The sequence below is a fragment of the Streptomyces sp. NPDC088706 genome (assembly GCF_044752765.1).
Lineage (GTDB): Bacteria > Actinomycetota > Actinomycetes > Streptomycetales > Streptomycetaceae > Streptomyces.
This window is the reverse complement of the sequence record NZ_JBIVLW010000002.1, coordinates 31,152-48,379: the sequence shown is the minus strand read 5'-3', so window position 1 is coordinate 48,379 and position 17,228 is coordinate 31,152. Positions and strand designations below refer to the sequence as shown.

The following is a 17,228-nucleotide window of genomic DNA, read 5'->3' as shown; positions in this document are numbered from 1 at the left end:
CGGGACCGCTTCGTCGCACATGTCGCCCGAATGCCACGTCCGGCGTAACCCTGTCATTCCATCCGACGTTTGCGGGCCACCTGGTTCCCGCGAACGACCCATGGATGTGTAGTGCCCCGGTTCAGTGTCATCGTGCCCGCATTCCGGGTCCAGGCGTATCTGCACGCGTGTCTGGATTCCGTACTGAGCCAGTCCTTCAAGGACTACGAGATCATCGTGGTCGACGACTGCTCCCCGGACGCCTGCGGTCCGATCGCCGACGAGTACGCCCGCCGGGACCCCCGCGTCACCGCACTCCACCTCCCCGACAACGCCGGCCTCGGCCCGGCCCGCAACGCCGGTCTGGAACGGGCGTCGGGGGACTACCTGCTCTTTCTGGACGGTGACGACACCCTCCTCCCGGAGGCGCTCCAGACCATCGCCGACCGGCTCGGGGCGACCGGCGACCCCGATGTGCTGATGTATGACTACGCGCGGACGTACTGGTCGGGCCGGAGCGTACGCAACGTCCTCGCGGACCGGCTCGCCGAGCGTGGCCCCGACACCTTCCGGCTGGCCGACCGCCCCGAGCTGCTGCAACTCCTCATGGTCGTCTGGAACAAGGCCTACCGCCGCGCGTTCGTCGAGGCCGAGGGGTTCACCTTCCCGCCCGGTTACTACGAGGACACGCCCTGGACCTACCCGGTGCTGATGTCCGCCGGGTCGATCGCGGTGCTGGACGCGGTCTGCGTCTCCTACCGGCAGCGGCGGCGCGGCAACATCCTCTCCACCACCAGCGAGAAGCACTTCGACATCTTCCATCAGTACGACCGGGTCTTCGCGTTCGTCGACGCCCGCCCCGAACTCGCCGTGTGGCGGCCGGTGCTGTTCCGCCGGATGCTGGACCACTTCGCGGCGGTCTACGCCTCCCGGGACCGGCTGCCGCACCCCAGCCGCGCCGCGTTCTTCCGCCGGGCGACCGCCTCCTGCCGCCGCTACCGCACCCCAGGCGCCTCCGTCCCCCGCCGCGCCCAGCTCCGCCACGGCCTGATGCGGCTGGGCGCGCGGCGCACCTACCGGGCGCTGGCGGCGAGCAGACGGATCGGCGACGGGCTGCGGCGGAGGGGGGCCGCCCTGCGCGCGGCGGTGCGGGGCGCGGCCCTCCAGGCGCACTACCGGGTCCAGCTGCGGTTGCCGCTACGCGCGAGGGACGCGGTGTTCGCCGCCGACGGGGGCGGGGCGTACGCGGGCAGTCCGGCGGCCATCGAGGCGAAGGCGCGCGAGCTGGTCCCGGCGGTGCGGACGGCGTGGATCTGCCGTCCCGCCGACGCCCACACCGTGCCGCCCGGCGCCCGCGCCCTCGCGCCCGGCTCCTTCGCGTACTGGAGCGCCCTCGCCCGCTCCACGTACCTCGTGCACGACGGCGCCTTCGACCGCCGGCTGGTGAAGCGGCGCGGCCAGATCGTGCTCCAGACCCACCGGGGCACCCCGCTCGCGACCATCGGCACCGACCTGCTGGACCGGCCCGCCGCCGCCGGGAACACCGACTTCGAGCAGCTGCTGCGCTCCGTCGACACGTGGGACTTCGCCCTCTCCGCCAACCCGTACTCCACCCTCGTACGGGAGCGGGCCTACCCGTCCGCGTACACGACGCTGGAGTACGGCGACCCACGCACCGACGTCTACCGCCGCACCGGCCCCGCCGACGTGGTCCGGCTCCGCGAGGTGCTCGGCATCCCGGCGGGCACCACGGCCCTCCTGTACGCCCCCACGCACCGCGACTACCGGCGTGTGCAGCGGCCCGCCCTCGACCTGGAGCAGCTGATCCGGGTGCTGGGCCCGCAGTTCGTGATCCTGGAGCGCGCACCCCGCCGGGCCGGCCGCGCGGCGGTCGGCGGTGGCAGCGGCGGCCGTACGCGTACGAGCCACCCCGGGATCATCGACGTCACCGCCCACCCCTCGCCGGAGGCCCTGGCGCTCGCCTCGGACGCGCTGATCACGGACTACGCGTCGCTGATGTTCGACTACGTCAACCTTGACCGCCCGGTGGTCCTGCATCTGGGCGACATCGAGGCGTACGAGGCGGCCCGGGGAACCTACTTCGACATCACCTCGTTCCCTCCGGGCGTGGTCGCGCGCAGTCAGGACGAGCTGTTCGACATCTTCGCCAGCGACCACTGGCGGGGCTCGCGCTCGGCGGAGCTGCGGGCGGCGTTCCGGGCGCGGTTCTGTCCCTACGACGACGGCAACGCCGCCGAGCGCGTGGTGCGGCGGGTCTTCCTCGGGGAGACGGACGGGCTGCCGCTGCCGGCCCCGGCCCGGCCGGAGATCCTTCAGGTGCGGCAGGATCCGGCGGGGGCGCGGGTGGGCGGCTGAGCCGGGGCGACCCGCACCGCCTCGCCGCCGCTCCCCCTCGGCGCCGCCCCCCTACCGCCTCCCCTCCGCCGCCCCATGGACACGAACGCACCGCCCCATGGACACGAACGCACCGCTCCAGGAACACCGGCTCACCGCTCCAGGAACGCGAACAGCTCCTCCCAGCGCCGCACCACTTCCGGCTCGGCGAACCGCTGGACCCCGGACCGGGCCCGGTCGCCCAGCGCGTCGCGCAGCCGGGGATTGCCGGTCAGCCGGAGCAGCCGGTCGGCGAGGGCGGCGGTGTCCCCGGCGGGGGCCAGGAGTCCGTCCTCCCTGTCCCGGACGATCTCGCGGACCCCGGGCGCGCAGTCGAAGGCGGCACAGGGCACCCCGCTGGCCATCGCCTCCAGGAGCGCGAGGGGGAAGCCCTCACCGCGGGAGGACTGGACGAAGACGGACGCGTCCGCGAGGGCCGCCTCCACGTCGTCCGTACGCCCCATCCACTCCACGGACCCGTCGAGCCCGAGGCCGGTGCACTGCGCCTTCAGCGCGGCTTCGTCCTCGCCGGTCCCGTACACGCGCAGCCGCCACTCGGGGCGCTGCGGGGCGACCAGGGCCCAGGTGTCGAGGAGCAGGTCGATGCCCTTCTGGTCGGTGAGGCGGCCGATGCTGGCCACGGTCCTCCCGGTGCGCGGGGAGGGCACGTGGGGCAGGCGGGCGAGGGCGTTGGGGAGGAAGCCGACGTTGTTCATCCCGTCGCCCGCCCACCGGTCGGCGTCCTCCTCGGTGAGGACGAGCCAGTGGTCGATGTCCTTGTAGTGGTTCTTGATCCAGCGGTAGCGGTGGCTCGCGCGGGAGTAGTCGTAGGACTCGTGGCTCATCCCGATCACCCGCAGACCGGCGGTGTCAGCCTCCCCGACCCACTCCATCGCCCAGACCTGGGTGACCACGACGACCGCGCCGGGCCGGGCATCGGCGAAGAGCTCCGAGAGCCGCGCGACCGTCCGCCGCTTCTCCGCGACCCGGGCCGCCTCCCGGCGCCGGCTCGGGACGCGGAAGCGGTCCCGGATGCCCTGGGGCGTCCAGGGGGTCGGCGGGTGGGCCGGGTACAGGGCGGTGACGGGGTGACCGGGCTGCGCGGGCAGGGCCATCTTCCGTTCGGATGCGTGGATGCCGACGGTGTGGACGCGGTGGCCCTGCTCGGTGAAGAGGCGGGCGGTCTGGTGCATCCAGGTGGTGACACCGCCGAGTTCGTCGGTGCTGTTGGAGACGATGAAGATGTCACGGCTCATCGGCCGGCCCCCTGGTGGTGGTCGGTGGTGCGGCGGGCGCTTCGCGGGGGGAACACGGCGGCCACGACCTGCCGGGCGGCGTCCCCCCGGTCGTACGGGCCGAACTCCGCGGCGAAGGCGTCCCGTTGCGGCGTGTGCCGGGTGTCGGACCTCTTCAGCTCGGCCAGCTCGGCGAAGAGTTCCTCCTGCGTCGCGGTCACCGGGCCCGGCGCCTTCTCCCGCAGGTCGAAGTAGCTGCCGCGCTCGGCGGCGTACGTGTCGAGGTCGGGGGCGTACAGGACGACGGGCCGGTCCAGCAGCGCGAAGTCGAACATGATCGAGGAGTAGTCGGTGACCAGGACGTCGGCCAGGGTGAGGATCTCGCTGACGTCGTGGTGGCGCGAGACGTCGATCACCGTGCCGGGCGGGCAGACGGGTAGCCGGGCGGCCTCCAGGTAGTGCGCCCGGACGAGGAGGGTGTACGTGTCCCCGAACCGCTCGGCGAACTCCCTCACGTCCAGCAGCAGTCGGCGCCTGGCCTGCTTGCCGCCCGCCGGGCCGCCCCGGAATGTCGGCGCGTACAGGACGGTCTTCTTGTGGTCGTCGATCCCCAGTGCCCCGGCGAGCGGCGGGCGCGGCAGCAGCCCCTCGGCCTCGGTGCGGGTGCGCTCCGCGATCAGCGCGTCGTTGCGCGGGTAGCCGGTGCGCAGCAGCCGGTCCTCGGGCAGGCGGTAGGCGCGGGCGAGGGTGGTCACGTCGTGCTCGGAGCGGACGAGGAAGTGGTCGAAGCGGTGGACGGCCTGCTGGAGGCGTTCACGTTGCGGCGCGTTCTGCAGGCGTACCCGGGTCTCGTCGAAGCCCATGCGTTTGTACGCGGAGCCGTGCCAGGTCTGGAGGTAGGTGGTGCGGGCGGGCTTGCGCAGGTGCTGCGGGAAGCCCTGGTTGTCGACCCAGTACTCGGCGCGGGCCAGCGCCCACAGGTACCGCCAGGACCAGCGGCGTACGAGGCGGGCGTCGCCCGGGAAGCCGGCCGGGGAGGTGTCGTAGGACCAGGTGGGGCGGAGCTTCAGCCCCTGGCGGCGGATCTCCTCGTACACGGCGCGCGGGCTGTCGCCGTAGCAGCGGCCCATGTGGCTCTCGAAGACGACGGAGCCCCGGCGTACGGGGAGCCGGGTGAGCCAGGTGTTGTAGACGGGCGCCTTGAAGCCCCGGGAGCGGTAGCGGTCCAGCCGCCTGCGCAGGGCGCGGCCGAGGGCCTTCGCCTTGCGGGCGGGTCGGAAGTGGGTGGCGTAGCGCACCAGGCGGCGGGTGGTCCGGGCCGGGCGGCGGCGGGCGGTGAGGCGCAGGGCCAGATGGTCCTTGAGGGTGACGTAGGGCTCCCAGGTGTCCCCGGCGAGCCGGCCGAGCCGGGGACGCGCGGCGAACCGGGCCGCCGCCTCCACCTGGTCCTGCGGGGCGAAGAGGTCGCTGACGGAACGGACGCCGCCGGCGTCCACGATCAGCCGGGCGTCCCAGGCGGTGTCGCGTACGCCGAGGGGGCGCAGGCGGCGGGTGATGTCGGCGCGCACCCCCCACGTGATCCCCATCCCGTCGTGGCGTACCTCGTCCACCGGGAACGCGACGGCGCGCGCCCCGTTCCGGGCCCGGAACTCCAGGGTGGCGGTGAGAGGCGTGTCGGGGGTGGGGCCGGTGTGCGGGGGCAGCACCAGGCGGCCCGCCAGCCGCAGCCGGCTCCCCTCGGCGGTGCAGTGGGTGAGCCGGTTCATCAGCCGGGCCTCGCCGAACAGCCGGTGCTGGTGCCCGAGTTCGCTGACGTCCACCTCCGCGGAGCCCTCGCCGCCCCAGCGCACCCGCCCGTCCTCGCCCGTCACCAGCGGGGCGCAGACGGTGGCGGGCCGGCTCAGCGCGTACGCCGCCGTCAGGACGCCCTCCGCGTCCCCCCGGGCGAGCAGGGTGACCGCGACCCGTTCCAGCGGCGGCAGCTCGCGCGGTACGGGGGCGGTCAGGACGCGGGCGGCCGTGGCGGCGGTCCGGGTGCGGCGAGCCACGGGGAGCCGAGGGAAGGAGCGGGCGAGCGGCACCAGGTGGTCGCGTACGAAGGCCCGCTCCCGCTCCTCGCGCAGGGCGGGCAGCCCGTGGGCGTCCAGGGAGCCCGCGACCCGGCGGTGGGCCTCCACCAGGGCGGTGAGGTCGCGGGCCCGGTCGGGTACGGCCCGGCCGGTCACGATCAGCCGCCGCACCAGGGCGATCCGGCCGACGGCCGCGGCGGCGAGCGGGCCGAACAGGATCTCGCCGTGCGCCAGGTCCTCCTCGTACCGCAGCCCGTGCCGCCGGGCGGCCTCCCGGCGCAGGCAGAAGCCTGTCACCAGGGCGTCCCGGACGACGAGTTCGGGCGCCTCGGCGAACCGGGCGACGGTACGGGAGGCGGCGTACAACTGCTCCTGCCACGGCGGCTCCTGCTCCTTGCCGCCCTCGCCCACGGTCCGGCTCCACCGTCCGGCGACCAGGTCGGCGCGGCTGCGCTCGCCCGCCTGCCAGAGGTTGCGGCAGGCGTGGGGGTGGAGGCGTTCGCCGGGGGTGAGCACCAGGACGTACCGTCCGGTCGCCGCGTCCAGACCCGCGTTGCGCAGGGCGCCGGTGGTGCGGGCGGCCGGGTCGGCGTGGATCAGGCGGACCCGGTCGGGGGCGGAGTCCGCCAAGGCGCGGGCGGTGGTGCGAGTGGGTGCGTCGGCGCCCGGGGGGAGGACGACGACGGCCTCGGACCCGCGCAGCGACTGGCCGACGACGGATTCGACGGAGGCGCGCAGGGCGTCGGCGCCGCCCGCGCCCTCGCTCTCCCCGCCGCCGGTGATCACACAGCTGAAGTCGGTCATGCCCGCTCCCCCTCCGGTCCGGAGCCGTCCTCGAGCATCCGATCGACGACCCGCACGGCCGCCGTCCCGTCGTCGAGATCGCAGAACGCCTCCCGGAACCGCGCGTACCCCTCCCGGTGCCCGGCGACGGCGGCCTCCGGGTCGCGCAGGGCGGTCACGACGCCCGCCGAGTCGGGGATCAGGGGCCCGGGGGCACGGTGCTCGAAGTCGAAGCAGAAGCCGCGCAGGGTGTCCCGGTAGTGGGCCAGGTCGTAGGTGTGGAAGAGCATGGGGCGGCCGGTCTGCGCGAAGTCGAACATGATCGAGGAGTAGTCGGTGACCAGGCAGTCGCTGATCAGCAGCAGTTCGGCGACGTCCGGGTGGCGGGAGACGTCGCGGAGGAAGTCGGTGTCGGGGAGGCTGCCACCGACGAGGTAGTGGCGGCGGACCAGGAGGACGTGGTCCTCGCCGAGGGCGTCGCGGGCCCGGTCCACATCGAGGTGGAGGTCGGGTTCGTACCGTCCGCCCTGCCGTGGCCGGTCCTCGCGCCAGGTGGGGGCGTACAGGACGACGCGCCGCCCTTCGGGGATGGCGAGCCGCTCGCGTACGGCGGTGGCGACCTTCGCCCGGTCGGGCGCGTACAGCAGGTCGTTGCGCGGGTAGCCGCACTCCAGGACCTCGCCCGAGTAGCCGAAGGCGCGGCGCAGGACGGGGGTGGAGAAGCTGTTCGGCGAGAGGAGCAGGCTCCACTGGGCGGACCGGTGCTCCATGGAGGCCATGTAGGCGGCGTCGGCGTGCGGGGTGCCCGCGAGGTCGCGGCCGATGCGCTTGAGCGGGGTGCCGTGCCAGGTCTGGACGACGCACTGGCCCTCGGCCCGCTCGAACCACTGGGGCAGGTGGGTGTTGGTGACGACCCAGCGGCTGCGGGCGAGCGCCTCGTACCATGCGGCGCTGTGCAGGGCGATGGCACGGACGCCCGCGGGCACGGCGGCCTGCTGGTCGCGGACCACCCACAGGTGCTCGATGTCCGGTGTCCGGGAGGCCAGTTCGCGGTGGATCGCGCGGGGCGAGTCGGAGTACTGCCGGCCGTCGAAGCTGGAGTAGAGGACGGCCGGTCGCAGGTGGGCGCGGTCGGTGGCGCGGAGCCCGGCGTACCGCTCACGCTGGATCCGCTGCCCGTACGCACCTCGCTCGGTGGGCGGCAGGGCGCTGCCCGACTCCAGGACGAGCCGGTCGTGGTAGCGCCGCTGGAGGGTGAAGGACCTGCCGTTCAGGGCCTGTTGGCGGGGGAAGTCCGCGTGGAGCGAGGTGCCAAGCCGCAGCGGCCGGTACGCGTCGGGGTCGCGCTCGCCCGGCTCGCGGAGGAAGGGGTACCACCGCCCCTCGGCGAGCGGCAGCGGTCCGCCCGGACCGTCGACGGCGGCGGGGTGGACCACGGCCCGGAAGCCGCCGCCCTCCCCCGACTCCACCGCGAGGACGGCCTCTTCGTGGTGGCCGCTGTGCCGCAGTACGAGCTCGCCGAGGGCACCGGACGGCTCACGGAAGGTGCCTTCGAGGACCAGCCCCCCACCCTCGGTCCACGCCACGGAGGTGACGACGGGCTGCACGGCCCGGTCGGTGAGGACGAGGTCGCCGGAGGGGTTGGCGGCCGCGTACAGCTCACGCCCGCCGGGCAGCGGATAGCACCCGTCCCCGGCGTCGTTCGGTGCGGCGACGGTCAACCGCTGCCTCCCGCCCACCAGTTGTACGCCCCAGATGGCGTCGCCGCCGTCCTCGCCGCCCTGGAAGGAGCTGAGCGGGATGTCGGCGGCCCGGGACCCGAGCGAGCCGCGCAGGGCGAACTCCTGGGTCTCCTTGGTGCGCCACTCGGTCAGCCGCAGGGCGACGGGCCCGTCGTCGTCGAGGACCTTCACCTCCAGGCGGAGGAAGTCGTCGGCGGCTGACTGGCCGGTGAGGACGGCGGTGACGCGTTCGGTGCGCAGCTCCAGCTTGTTGCCCGCGAGGACGGGGACGACCCGGGTCCGCTCGTCGGTGTACCGGGCGGCGGGCGGGGCCGGGGTGCCGGTCAGCCGCATCGGACCCCGGCGCAGCCGCCCCGCCCCGAACAGGACGGACTCCAGCTTCCAGGTCGTCCGCCCGGCCCTGGCCCTGGCGGCGAGGGTGCGCGGGTCGACGACCGCCTCGAACCCGGCGCGCGCGTACCGGTGCAAGGAGCGCCCCGAGCGGGCCGTCGCCTCGTCGTCGCCGGTGGCGCGCAGGCGCAGCGGGATCAGCCGCTTGCCGGACCGCAGCCAGCCGAGCCGCGGGGGGCCGCCCGGGGCGTTGCGGACGTAGGCGTACCCGGTCAGCCGCAGCAGCCCGTCCCGCCACACGGCCTCGGTGAGGTGGGCGTGGACGGGGAGGTCGGCGGGGGTGAGCGCGGTGGTGGCGGGCGGCAGCGGGTCGCGGACGGCGGGGTGGTGTGCGCGGGGGCGCAGGAGACCGCGCACGTGGAAGGTGTCCCGGCCGCTGCCCGCGTCCTTCTCGTCCGCGAGCAGGGCCAGGAGTTCGGCGATCCGCCGTTCGCGGATGAGCTGCCACTTGATCCGCAGGTCCAGGGGCAGACCGGCCAGGACGGCCGGCTCTACGGTGGCGGCGAAGGCCCCCGCGTGTTCGAGGAAGGCCTCGTGGAACTCCTCGTCCCCCTCGGGCAGGGCCTCGATGAACAGCCACAGGTCACCGGAGAGCGCGTGCGCGTCGTAGCGCCGCTTGGCCTCGGCCATCCCGGGCCGGTCCGCGAGGAAACCGCTCACCGTGGTGACGGCGGTGACCCGGTCGCGGATGCCCCGGGGGACGGCCCTTCGGGTGGTGATCGAGCCGTCCCGGTCGCGCCAGTGGTAGACCGGCTCCTCGACGACGTCGACCGAGCGGGCCAGGAAGTGGGCGGGCAGGACGACGGCGATGTCCTCGTACAGCACGCCGGCCGGGAAGGCGAAGGCGTGCTCGTCCCAGAAGGTGCGGCGGAACACCTTGTTGCAGGCGATGCGGTCACCGAGCAGGATCCAGTCCCGGGTGACGTGGGTGGCCGCCCGGGCCTTCTCCATCGGCTTGCGGAACATCGGGGACTGCTCCAGCGCTCCGCCCGCCCGCAGCCGCAGGACGTTGCCGGTCACGAAGTCGGAGCCGGACGCGTCGAGTTCGGCGAGCATCCGCTCGTACGCGCCGGGTGGTACGACGTCGTCGCTGTCGACGAACGTGAGGAACTGAGCCTCCGGGTGGGCCTCGCGGACCCCGGCGTTACGGGCGGCGCCCAAACCGGCGTTCTCCTGGCGGATCAGCCGGAAGCGGGGGTCTCGGTCCACGAACTCTCGGGCCAGCGCGGGCCCGTCGTCGGTGGAGCCGTCGTCGACGAGGACGACCTCCAGGTCCGCCATGGTCTGTTCGGCGAGCGAGGTCAAGCAGGCACCGAGGTACTCCTCGACGTTGTAGAGGGGGACGACGACGGTGAGACGGGGTGCCATCGCAGCGCACGATCCTTCCGGGCGGACGGCATCGGGGAATGCCATCAGGGGGATGATCATCAAGAAGCTTGGGGGCGTGTGGGGGGCCCCGGGGTACAACCCGCGCCACCGGGCCCGGTCACCCGAGGGGAGCCGTTCGGGTGACGGGGAGGGCGGAGTCACGCATCCGGGGGGCGCGCCGCTGAGCGTTCGAGCCCCGCTGCGGACCCGCGACGCGCTCGAGCCCCGGACCGGGATAGGCACGGGGCTCGCTGGTGCTGCCGTGAGGGGTCCGGCGTCAGGGCTTGACGGCGATGCGGCCCTCGTCCATGCGCAGCAACAACAGCCGCTCGCCGGTCTTGTCGAGGAACTCGTCGACGGCCTGGCGCGACCCCTGCCAGTAGCCGTAGTCGTCGATCAGCAGCACACCACCGCTGACCAGCCGTGAGTACAGGTGCTCCAGCTCGTGCTTGGTGGAGGCGTACCAGTCGGTGTCGAGCCGCAGGATCGAGATCTGCTCGGGCGCCCGCTCCGGAACCGTGTCCTCCACGCGCCCCCGTACGTAGTGGACGCGCTCCTTGGGGTAGGGGACGTGCTCGAACCCCGCCTGGACGTCCTCCAGCGAGGCGACCGCCCAGATCGGCCGGTCCTTGCCCTGCGCGTCCAGCAGCTCCTGCGCCGTGCGGCCGTCGCGCCGCAGGTCCTCGGCGGTGGGCGCGGTCATGCCCTCGTACGTGTCGAAGAGGTACAGCTCGCGCTCGGTCTCCCCGACCGAGAGCAGGGTCCGGGCGCAGGCCTGCATGGAGCCGCCGCGCCAGACGCCGCACTCGACGATGTCGCCCGGGATGCTGTGCCGGGCGATGTAGCGGGTGGCGAGGATGAAGGCGTTGAGCCGCTCCGGCGAGGTCATCGAGTACGGCTTGACCGCCCGGATGATGTCCCGGGCCTCGTCGTCGTAGTCCTCCGGGAAGGTGAGAGCGGACTTCTTCGCCGCGGACTTCGGCTTCGGGGCCGCCGCCACCGCGGGGGCGGGGGCCGGAGGGGGATCGACCGGGGCCGTGCGGGCCGCGGGCACCGTGACGCGCCTGAGCTGGTATCCGGTGAGCTGCTGAAGGACGCCGTTGACGGCGTTGCGCCAAGCCATGCCCCGGGACAGTACGCGCGGTTTGTGGCGCATGTCACTTTTCGTCAACCTGCCATTGATTTGGGCGGGTCCTCTTCGAGCGAGGGCGCCTGCACGGGCACGGTCTTCGGGCGCCCGCACTGCTCGCGGCCGGCGGCCGGCCGGGGCAGCGGGACACCGTCCACGCCGCCGACCCGGTTCGCCCACCACACCGCCAGCTCCCGTACGGCGAACATCGTCAGCCGGGGATAGCGCTGCGGCTTGCGGAAGACACCGACGGAGTCGCCCCAGTAGGCGGCCTTCTTGTCGATGGCCCGGTAGTCGTGCCAGATCCCCTGCTGCGGCGGGAAGTCGGTGTAGGCCTCGCGCAGTTCGAGCCGGGAGTGGGCGGCAAGGGCGCGGAACCCGTCCGGGTAGTACCGCCAGCAGTCCTGGGCGTCGTGGACGTGGCCGCGCGAGGGGGCGGTGATGAAGGCGTGACCGCCCGGCTTCAGGACCCGGGCGATCTCCAGCATGGAGGCCCAGAAGAACGGGATGTGCTCGAACGCCTGCCCGGACAGCACGACATCGGCGCTGTTGGAGCGGGCGGGGATGCGGTACGGCTTCCTCATCACCGCGTCCACATTGGGCCCGTCCTGCACATCGACGCCGAAATAGTCGACGGGGTGCCCGGCGAGGAGCGCCCGGTGGGTGCGGGTCTGCTTGCCGGAGATGCGGGAGCCGAGGTCGACGACCCGGTAGGTGCCGGACGTGGGCCCCTGGACGGGCAGATACTCCTGGACGCAGAGTTCCATCTGCTCGTAGGCGGACCGGTGCATGGACGTCTCCCAACCTGGCGGTGTGCGCGAGCTGTCGGAATCAACGACCGGGCGCCGCAGAGGAATCGCGCGGAGCGGCCGGGTCTGGGCCATTCGGGTGGCGGGCGCCTTCCGTCTGCCCGGGGCCGGTGGCGAACCGCCGTGCGGCTTCCGTCTCACCCGGGGCCGCCGAAGAACCGCCGTACGACGCGTTCCGCCGCGTGCCCGTCGTCGTACGGGCAGAACCGCTCCCGGAACGCGGTGCGCAGCGCGGCCGACGCGGGCGAGCGCCACGCCCCCGTCCGGAACGCCTCGGCCAGCTCCCCGGGGGTGGTGGTGACGGTTCCGGGGGTGTCGCCCGGACGGCCGGAGAGCAGGTCGAAGTAGGTTCCGCGGGTGGCCCGGTAGGCCTCCCAGTCGGGGGCGTGGACGACGATGGGGCGGTCCAGACAGGCGTAGTCGAAGGTCAGGGACGAGTAGTCGGTGATCAACGCGTCAGCCGCCAGGCAGAGTTCCTCGACCCGGGGGTGTGCGGTGACGTCCAGGACCCGCCCGGTCGGCGCCGCCGTACCGCCGACCCCGGCGGACCGCCCGTAGAAGTAGTGGGCGCGCACCAACACCACGTACTCCGGGCCCAGTTCACGGGCGAGCTGCTCCGGGTCGAGATCGGGCACGAAGCCCTGGCGGTAGTCGCGGTGGGTCGGGGCGTAGAGCAGGGCGGTCTGCCCTTCGGCGATGGACAGTTCGGAGCGGATCTTCGTGATGTCCTCGGCGGTGGCGGTGAAGTAGACGTCGTTACGGGGGTAGCCGAGGTCGAGGCGTTGGTAGGACGCGCCTGGCGGGGCCGGGTAGACGCGGTCCCAGACCTCGGTGCTGTGCGGGTTGGCGGAGAGGCTGAAGTCCCACTGCCCCACGTGCGCGAGGAGCTTGGCGAAGTCCGCCTTCCGGGCCAGAGCGGGGTAGGCGCGCTGGTCCAGGCCCATCGTCTTGAGCGGGGTGCCGTGGTGGGTCTGGAGGTAGCGCTGGCCGGGGCGTTTGGTGAAGCCCCCGGGGAAACTGGAGTTGTTGACCAGGTACGTGGCGGTGGCCATCGCCCGCCAGTAGGGGCGCGAGCCCTCGATGACGTACGGCACGTCCGGCTCCATCCGGTCGCGGTGCCGGGAGGAGACGACCCACACGCCCCTGATGTGCGGGGCGAGTTCGCGGGCCTTGGCGTGGATCGCGGCGGGGTTGCAGGCGACGCCCCGGTTCCAGTACGCGCCGTAGACGGCGAGGTTCGGGTCCAGCGGACGGTGGAGGTCGATGCGGTAGGCGGCCCGCATGGCCTGCCTGCGGACGAACCGCTTCGCCTTCCCGGCCGCCCGGCGGACACGGTCCGCCCCGGCGCGGACGGCGGCGGACGCGGTGAGCCAGGCGGGCGCAGCGGGCGCGGCGGGCACGGCGGGTGCGGCAGGCACGGCGGGTGCGGCGGGCGCGGCAGGCACGGCGGACACACCAGGCACGGCGGGAGGCATGGCAGCCGAGAGTAGTCGCGGCGCTGCCCACCCGGCTTCCCGCGTTCACCCGTTCGGGTCAGTGCCGGTGACCCCGGGACCCGCCCCCTGTTGACCAGAGCATGAAGCCACTCCTCAGCGTCGTCGTCCCAATCCACAACGTCGAGGACTACCTCGAGGACTGCCTGCGCTCGGTGGCGGACCAGAGCCTCGACGCGATCGAGGTGGTGATGGTCGACGACGGCTCGACGGACGGAAGCACCCGGATCGCGGAGGACTTCGCCGCCCGGGACAGCCGTTTCCGGCTGGTCCGGCAGCGCAACGCCGGCCTGAGCGCGGCCCGCAACACCGGGGTCCGGCACACCACCCCCACCGTGCCCTACCTGGCCTTCGCGGACAGCGACGACTTCGTCGTCCACGACGCGTACGAGCGGATGGTGGCCTCGCTGGAGTCGACCGGCTCCGATCTGGTGACGGGCAACGTGTGGCGGCTGACCGGACAGGGGCGGCAGCAGGCGTGGCAGTACCGCTGGCTGACCGCCACGCGCCCGCGCACCCACATCACCCGGGACCCGCGCCTGCTGGCCGACCGGGTGGCGTGGAACAAGGTGTTCCGGCGCTCCTTCTGGGACGGGCACGCCTTCGCCTTCCCGGAGGGGAGGTTGTACGAGGACACCCCGGTGATGATCCCCGCGCACTACCTCGCCGCTTCCGTCGACGTCCTGCACGAGCACGTGTACCACTGGCGGGTGCGGGAGGGTTCGATCACCCGGCGGCGTACGGACGTCACCGGCGTACGGGACCGGATCGCCGCCTGCGAGCAGGTCAGCGCCTTCCTGGGCGGCCGGGACGCGGGTCAGCGGCGGGCGTATGACGCGTCCTGCCTGAGCGACGACTTCGGGTACTTCCTGGACGGGCTGCCGATGGGCGGCGACGCCTACCGGGCGGCGTTCCTGGAGGGGGCCGGGGCGTTCGTCGACCGGGCGGGGGACGGGGTGCTGGAGGGGCTGCCGGTGGAGCTGCGCATCAAGTGGCGGCTGGTGCGGGAGCGGCGGATGAGTCAGCTGCTGGCCGTCCTGGCCTTCGAACGGGTCAACGGGACCGGCACGTTCGCGGTGGCGGGGCTGCCGGGGCGGCGGCGGGCGGTCTACCCCGGCGTGCGCGGCGCGAGCGCCCGGCTCGCGCGCACCGACGTACCGGCGGTCGCGCGGCTCGTGGAGGCGCGGTGGGGCGCGGACGGGAAGCTCCGCCTGCGCGGGTACGCCTACCTGCGCAACCTTCCGGCCGGTTCGGCGCGACAGCGGCTCACGGTGGGGATGGTCCGGGCGGCGGCCGGGGGCCGTCGGGTGCGGAGGGTGCCGGTGCGGAACATCCCGATGCCCGAGGCGTCGGTGCGCTCCGGTCAGGAGCTGCACGACTACGACCACACGGGCTTCGAGATGGTCCTGGACCCGGGCCGGCTGCCCGCGACGGGTGATGACGGTGGCTGGCTGGTGGGCCTGGTCGTCGCCGCACGCTGGACGGTACGCCGGGTGGCGGTGCGCGCCCTGGACGCGGGCGCGGACCAGCCGCTGGCGCACGACCTGGGCGACGGGCGGCGGGCGGTGCTCGACCACCACGGCGGCCGGCTGCGGGTGAGGGTGTCGCGGCCGGGGGCGATGGTGGAGGGGGCCTCGGTCGTGGCGGGGGGCGCGGTGGTGGCGGGGGGCGCGGTCGTGGCGGGGCGCACGGTCGTGGGGGCCTCTCTCGAACTGACCGGCCGGGTCTTCGAGGGCCCTGGCCCCACGGCCCTTCTGCTGACGCGCGACGGGGCGGAGGAACAGTCGTTCCCGGTGGAGTGCGTGGCGGACGAGGGGCGCGGAGAGGACCCGGCGCGCGGGGAGCACGAGGTGGACGGGGCGGACGGGGAGAACCCGGCGCGCGTGGCGGACGGGGAGCAGGGCGTGGCGGACGGGGAGAGCGGGGAGCACGGCGTGGCGTTCACGGTGCGGGTCCCGCTCGACGGCCTCGCCGCCGTACCGCCCGCCCCGCACCGGGCCCCCCGCGAGGTCGTGGCGGAGGGTGGTGCGCGGTGGCGGACCCGGCTGCTGCTCGCCGACGGGACCCGGGCCCCGCTGCCCGCCGCCCCGGACCTGCCGCCGCCCGCGGGTGCGGACGCGGCGGGGGAGCTGGTGGTGGACCTGGGCGGGCTGCCGGTGGCGGACGGGGTGGAGCGGCTGGAGGACGGGTCCCTGCGGGTCTCGGGGACGTACGCCCCGGCCTCCACGGCTCCGGACGCGGACCCCGGCACCCCCGTCCCAGGCGCGGACCCCGGCACCCCCGTCCCGGGCGCGGACCCCGGCACCCCCGTCCCGGACGCGGACCCCGGCGCCCCTCTCGTCCTGCGCCACGAGACGCTGCACGAGACGGCCCCGGTCGCGGAGGCCGCAGTGGACCACGCGACCGGCCGGTTCTCGGCGTCGATCGTCCCGCCTCTGCCCGAAGGCCGCTGGAGCCTCCACCTCGGCGGCCGGCCCGTGCGGGTCCTCGCCTCCCTCTCCGCGCACCTCCCCTGCGGCGACTCCATCCTCGCCCTGGAGCGGCGGAACGGCGACCGGCTGACCGTCCTCGCGGGCCCTCCGCTCCCGGTCGGCGAGCGGAGCGCGTACAGCGGGCGGCTGCTGCGCGCCTCGTACCACCGCGCCGACCGCGCCACCCTCCCGCTCCTGGACACCGTCCTCTACGCGGGCGGCGACTCCCCGCGCGCCGTGCACGCCGAGCTCGTGCGCCGGGGCACGGAGTGCGAGCACCTGTGGGTCACCGGGACCACCCCCGGCCGGACGACCCACGTCCCGTCCGGCGCGCGGGCCGTCCCCGTGCACAGCGCCGCCTGGTACGAGGCGCTGGCCCGTTCGCGCCGGATCGTCACGGACGAACAGCTGCCCGTGTGGTTCGAGCGGCGCCCTGGGCAGACCGTCGTCCAGACCTGGCACGGCACCCCGCTCGGCCGCTTCGGCACCGGACTGACGGACACCCTCTACGCCGACCACCAGCATCTCGCCACCCTGGCGCACCGGTCGGCCCAATGGTCGGTACTGGTCTCCCCGAGCCGCTTCGCCACCCCCTTGCTGCGCCGCTCCCTGGCGTACGGAGGTGAGGTGCTGGAAGCCGGATCACCGGCCAACGACGTGCTGTTCCCGCCGGACCGGGACAAGGCGGCCGACGAGATCCGGCGCACGCTCGGCGTACCGGACGACCACCACGTCGTGCTGTACGCGCCGACCTACCGCGACCACCTGGCCCACCCCCCGTCCGTCTCCCCCGACCGCACGGCCCCCGGCCCGTACCGCTGGGACCCGGCGCTCGACCCGCACGCCCTCGCCCGCTCGCTGGGCCCCGGCCACACGGTGCTGGTGCGCCGGCACCCCCGGGTCACGGGCAGCGTCCCGGCCGGACCCGGCGTACTCGACGTCTCGCACCACCCCGGCGCGGCCGGGCTGCTCCTCATCGCCGACGTCCTGGTGACCGACTACGCGGGGCTGATGTTCGACTTCGCGCTGACGGGCCGCCCGATGCTGTTCCACACGTACGACCTGGAGCACTACCGCGACACCGTGCGCGGCTTCTGCCTGGACTTCGAGACCCGGGCTCCGGGCCCCCTGCTGGTCACGACGGAGGAGGTGGCGCAGGCGCTGCGCTCCACCGGGGCGCTGGCCGCCCGGCACGCCGACGCGTACGAGAGTTTCCGCCGTGACTACTGCGACCTGGACGACGGCGGGGCGGCGGCGCGGGTGGCGGACCGGCTGCTGGCGGACGCCCCCTAGACAGCCCAACCCGCTCTCTCCGGAAGAAGCCCGCCCCTCATCCCCCGGAAGAGTGGCGGCCGGGAGGGAAGGC

The 17,228-nt window shown here is 74.2% G+C and carries 8 protein-coding genes; 2 read left to right on the top strand and 6 right to left on the bottom strand.

What is annotated here, in order from left to right; genetic code table 11:
* Positions 1-111 precede the first annotated feature (111 nt).
* Entirely contained in the window at positions 112-2,355 is a 2,244-nt protein-coding gene (locus ACIQAK_RS05800) for a CDP-glycerol glycerophosphotransferase family protein (RefSeq protein ID WP_366387052.1), read from the top strand.
* Positions 2,356-2,486: 131 nt separating this feature from the next.
* Here ACIQAK_RS05800 and ACIQAK_RS05795 read toward each other — a convergent pair whose 3' ends face one another.
* From ACIQAK_RS05795 to ACIQAK_RS05770, 6 genes are all read right to left on the bottom strand, one after another.
* Positions 2,487-3,629, bottom strand: a complete 1,143-nt coding sequence (locus tag ACIQAK_RS05795) for a glycosyltransferase (protein WP_366387051.1) — start codon at positions 3,627-3,629, stop codon at positions 2,487-2,489.
* Positions 3,626-6,481 (bottom strand): CDP-glycerol glycerophosphotransferase family protein, encoded by a 2,856-nt coding sequence (locus ACIQAK_RS05790; protein WP_366387050.1) that lies wholly within the window; start codon positions 6,479-6,481, stop codon positions 3,626-3,628. The genes ACIQAK_RS05795 and ACIQAK_RS05790 overlap by 4 nt, the downstream gene beginning before the upstream one ends.
* On the bottom strand, positions 6,478-9,960 hold the full coding sequence (locus ACIQAK_RS05785; protein WP_366387049.1) for a CDP-glycerol glycerophosphotransferase family protein: 3,483 nt from the start codon (positions 9,958-9,960) through the stop codon (positions 6,478-6,480). The genes ACIQAK_RS05790 and ACIQAK_RS05785 overlap by 4 nt, the downstream gene beginning before the upstream one ends.
* 277 nt (positions 9,961-10,237) lie before the next feature.
* The gene (locus ACIQAK_RS05780; RefSeq protein WP_366387048.1) at positions 10,238-11,116 is read right to left on the bottom strand and encodes a TylF/MycF/NovP-related O-methyltransferase; all 879 of its coding nucleotides are present in this window, start codon (positions 11,114-11,116) and stop codon (positions 10,238-10,240) included.
* A gap of 11 nt (positions 11,117-11,127) precedes the next feature.
* Entirely contained in the window at positions 11,128-11,880 is a 753-nt protein-coding gene (locus ACIQAK_RS05775) for a methyltransferase domain-containing protein (protein WP_366387047.1), read from the bottom strand.
* Between the two features lie 155 nt (positions 11,881-12,035).
* Positions 12,036-13,181, bottom strand: a complete 1,146-nt coding sequence (locus tag ACIQAK_RS05770) for a CDP-glycerol glycerophosphotransferase family protein (RefSeq protein ID WP_366387790.1) — start codon at positions 13,179-13,181, stop codon at positions 12,036-12,038.
* Between the two features lie 293 nt (positions 13,182-13,474).
* Here ACIQAK_RS05770 and ACIQAK_RS05765 point away from each other — a divergent pair, with 293 nt between their 5' ends.
* Entirely contained in the window at positions 13,475-17,155 is a 3,681-nt protein-coding gene (locus ACIQAK_RS05765) for a CDP-glycerol glycerophosphotransferase family protein (protein WP_366387046.1), read from the top strand.
* Positions 17,156-17,228: the final 73 nt, after the last annotated feature.

Coding starts and splice junctions, on each gene's coding strand:
- ACIQAK_RS05795 (WP_366387051.1), bottom strand. CDS start 3,629: ATGAGCCGTGACATCTTCATCGTCTCCAACAGCACCGACGAACTCGGC.
- ACIQAK_RS05770 (WP_366387790.1), bottom strand. CDS start 13,181: ATGCGGGCCGCCTACCGCATCGACCTCCACCGTCCGCTGGACCCGAAC.
- ACIQAK_RS05780 (WP_366387048.1), bottom strand. CDS start 11,116: ATGCGCCACAAACCGCGCGTACTGTCCCGGGGCATGGCTTGGCGCAAC.
- ACIQAK_RS05785 (WP_366387049.1), bottom strand. CDS start 9,960: ATGGCACCCCGTCTCACCGTCGTCGTCCCCCTCTACAACGTCGAGGAG.
- ACIQAK_RS05790 (WP_366387050.1), bottom strand. CDS start 6,481: ATGACCGACTTCAGCTGTGTGATCACCGGCGGCGGGGAGAGCGAGGGC.
- ACIQAK_RS05775 (WP_366387047.1), bottom strand. CDS start 11,880: ATGCACCGGTCCGCCTACGAGCAGATGGAACTCTGCGTCCAGGAGTAT.
- ACIQAK_RS05765 (WP_366387046.1), top strand. CDS start 13,475: ATGAAGCCACTCCTCAGCGTCGTCGTCCCAATCCACAACGTCGAGGAC.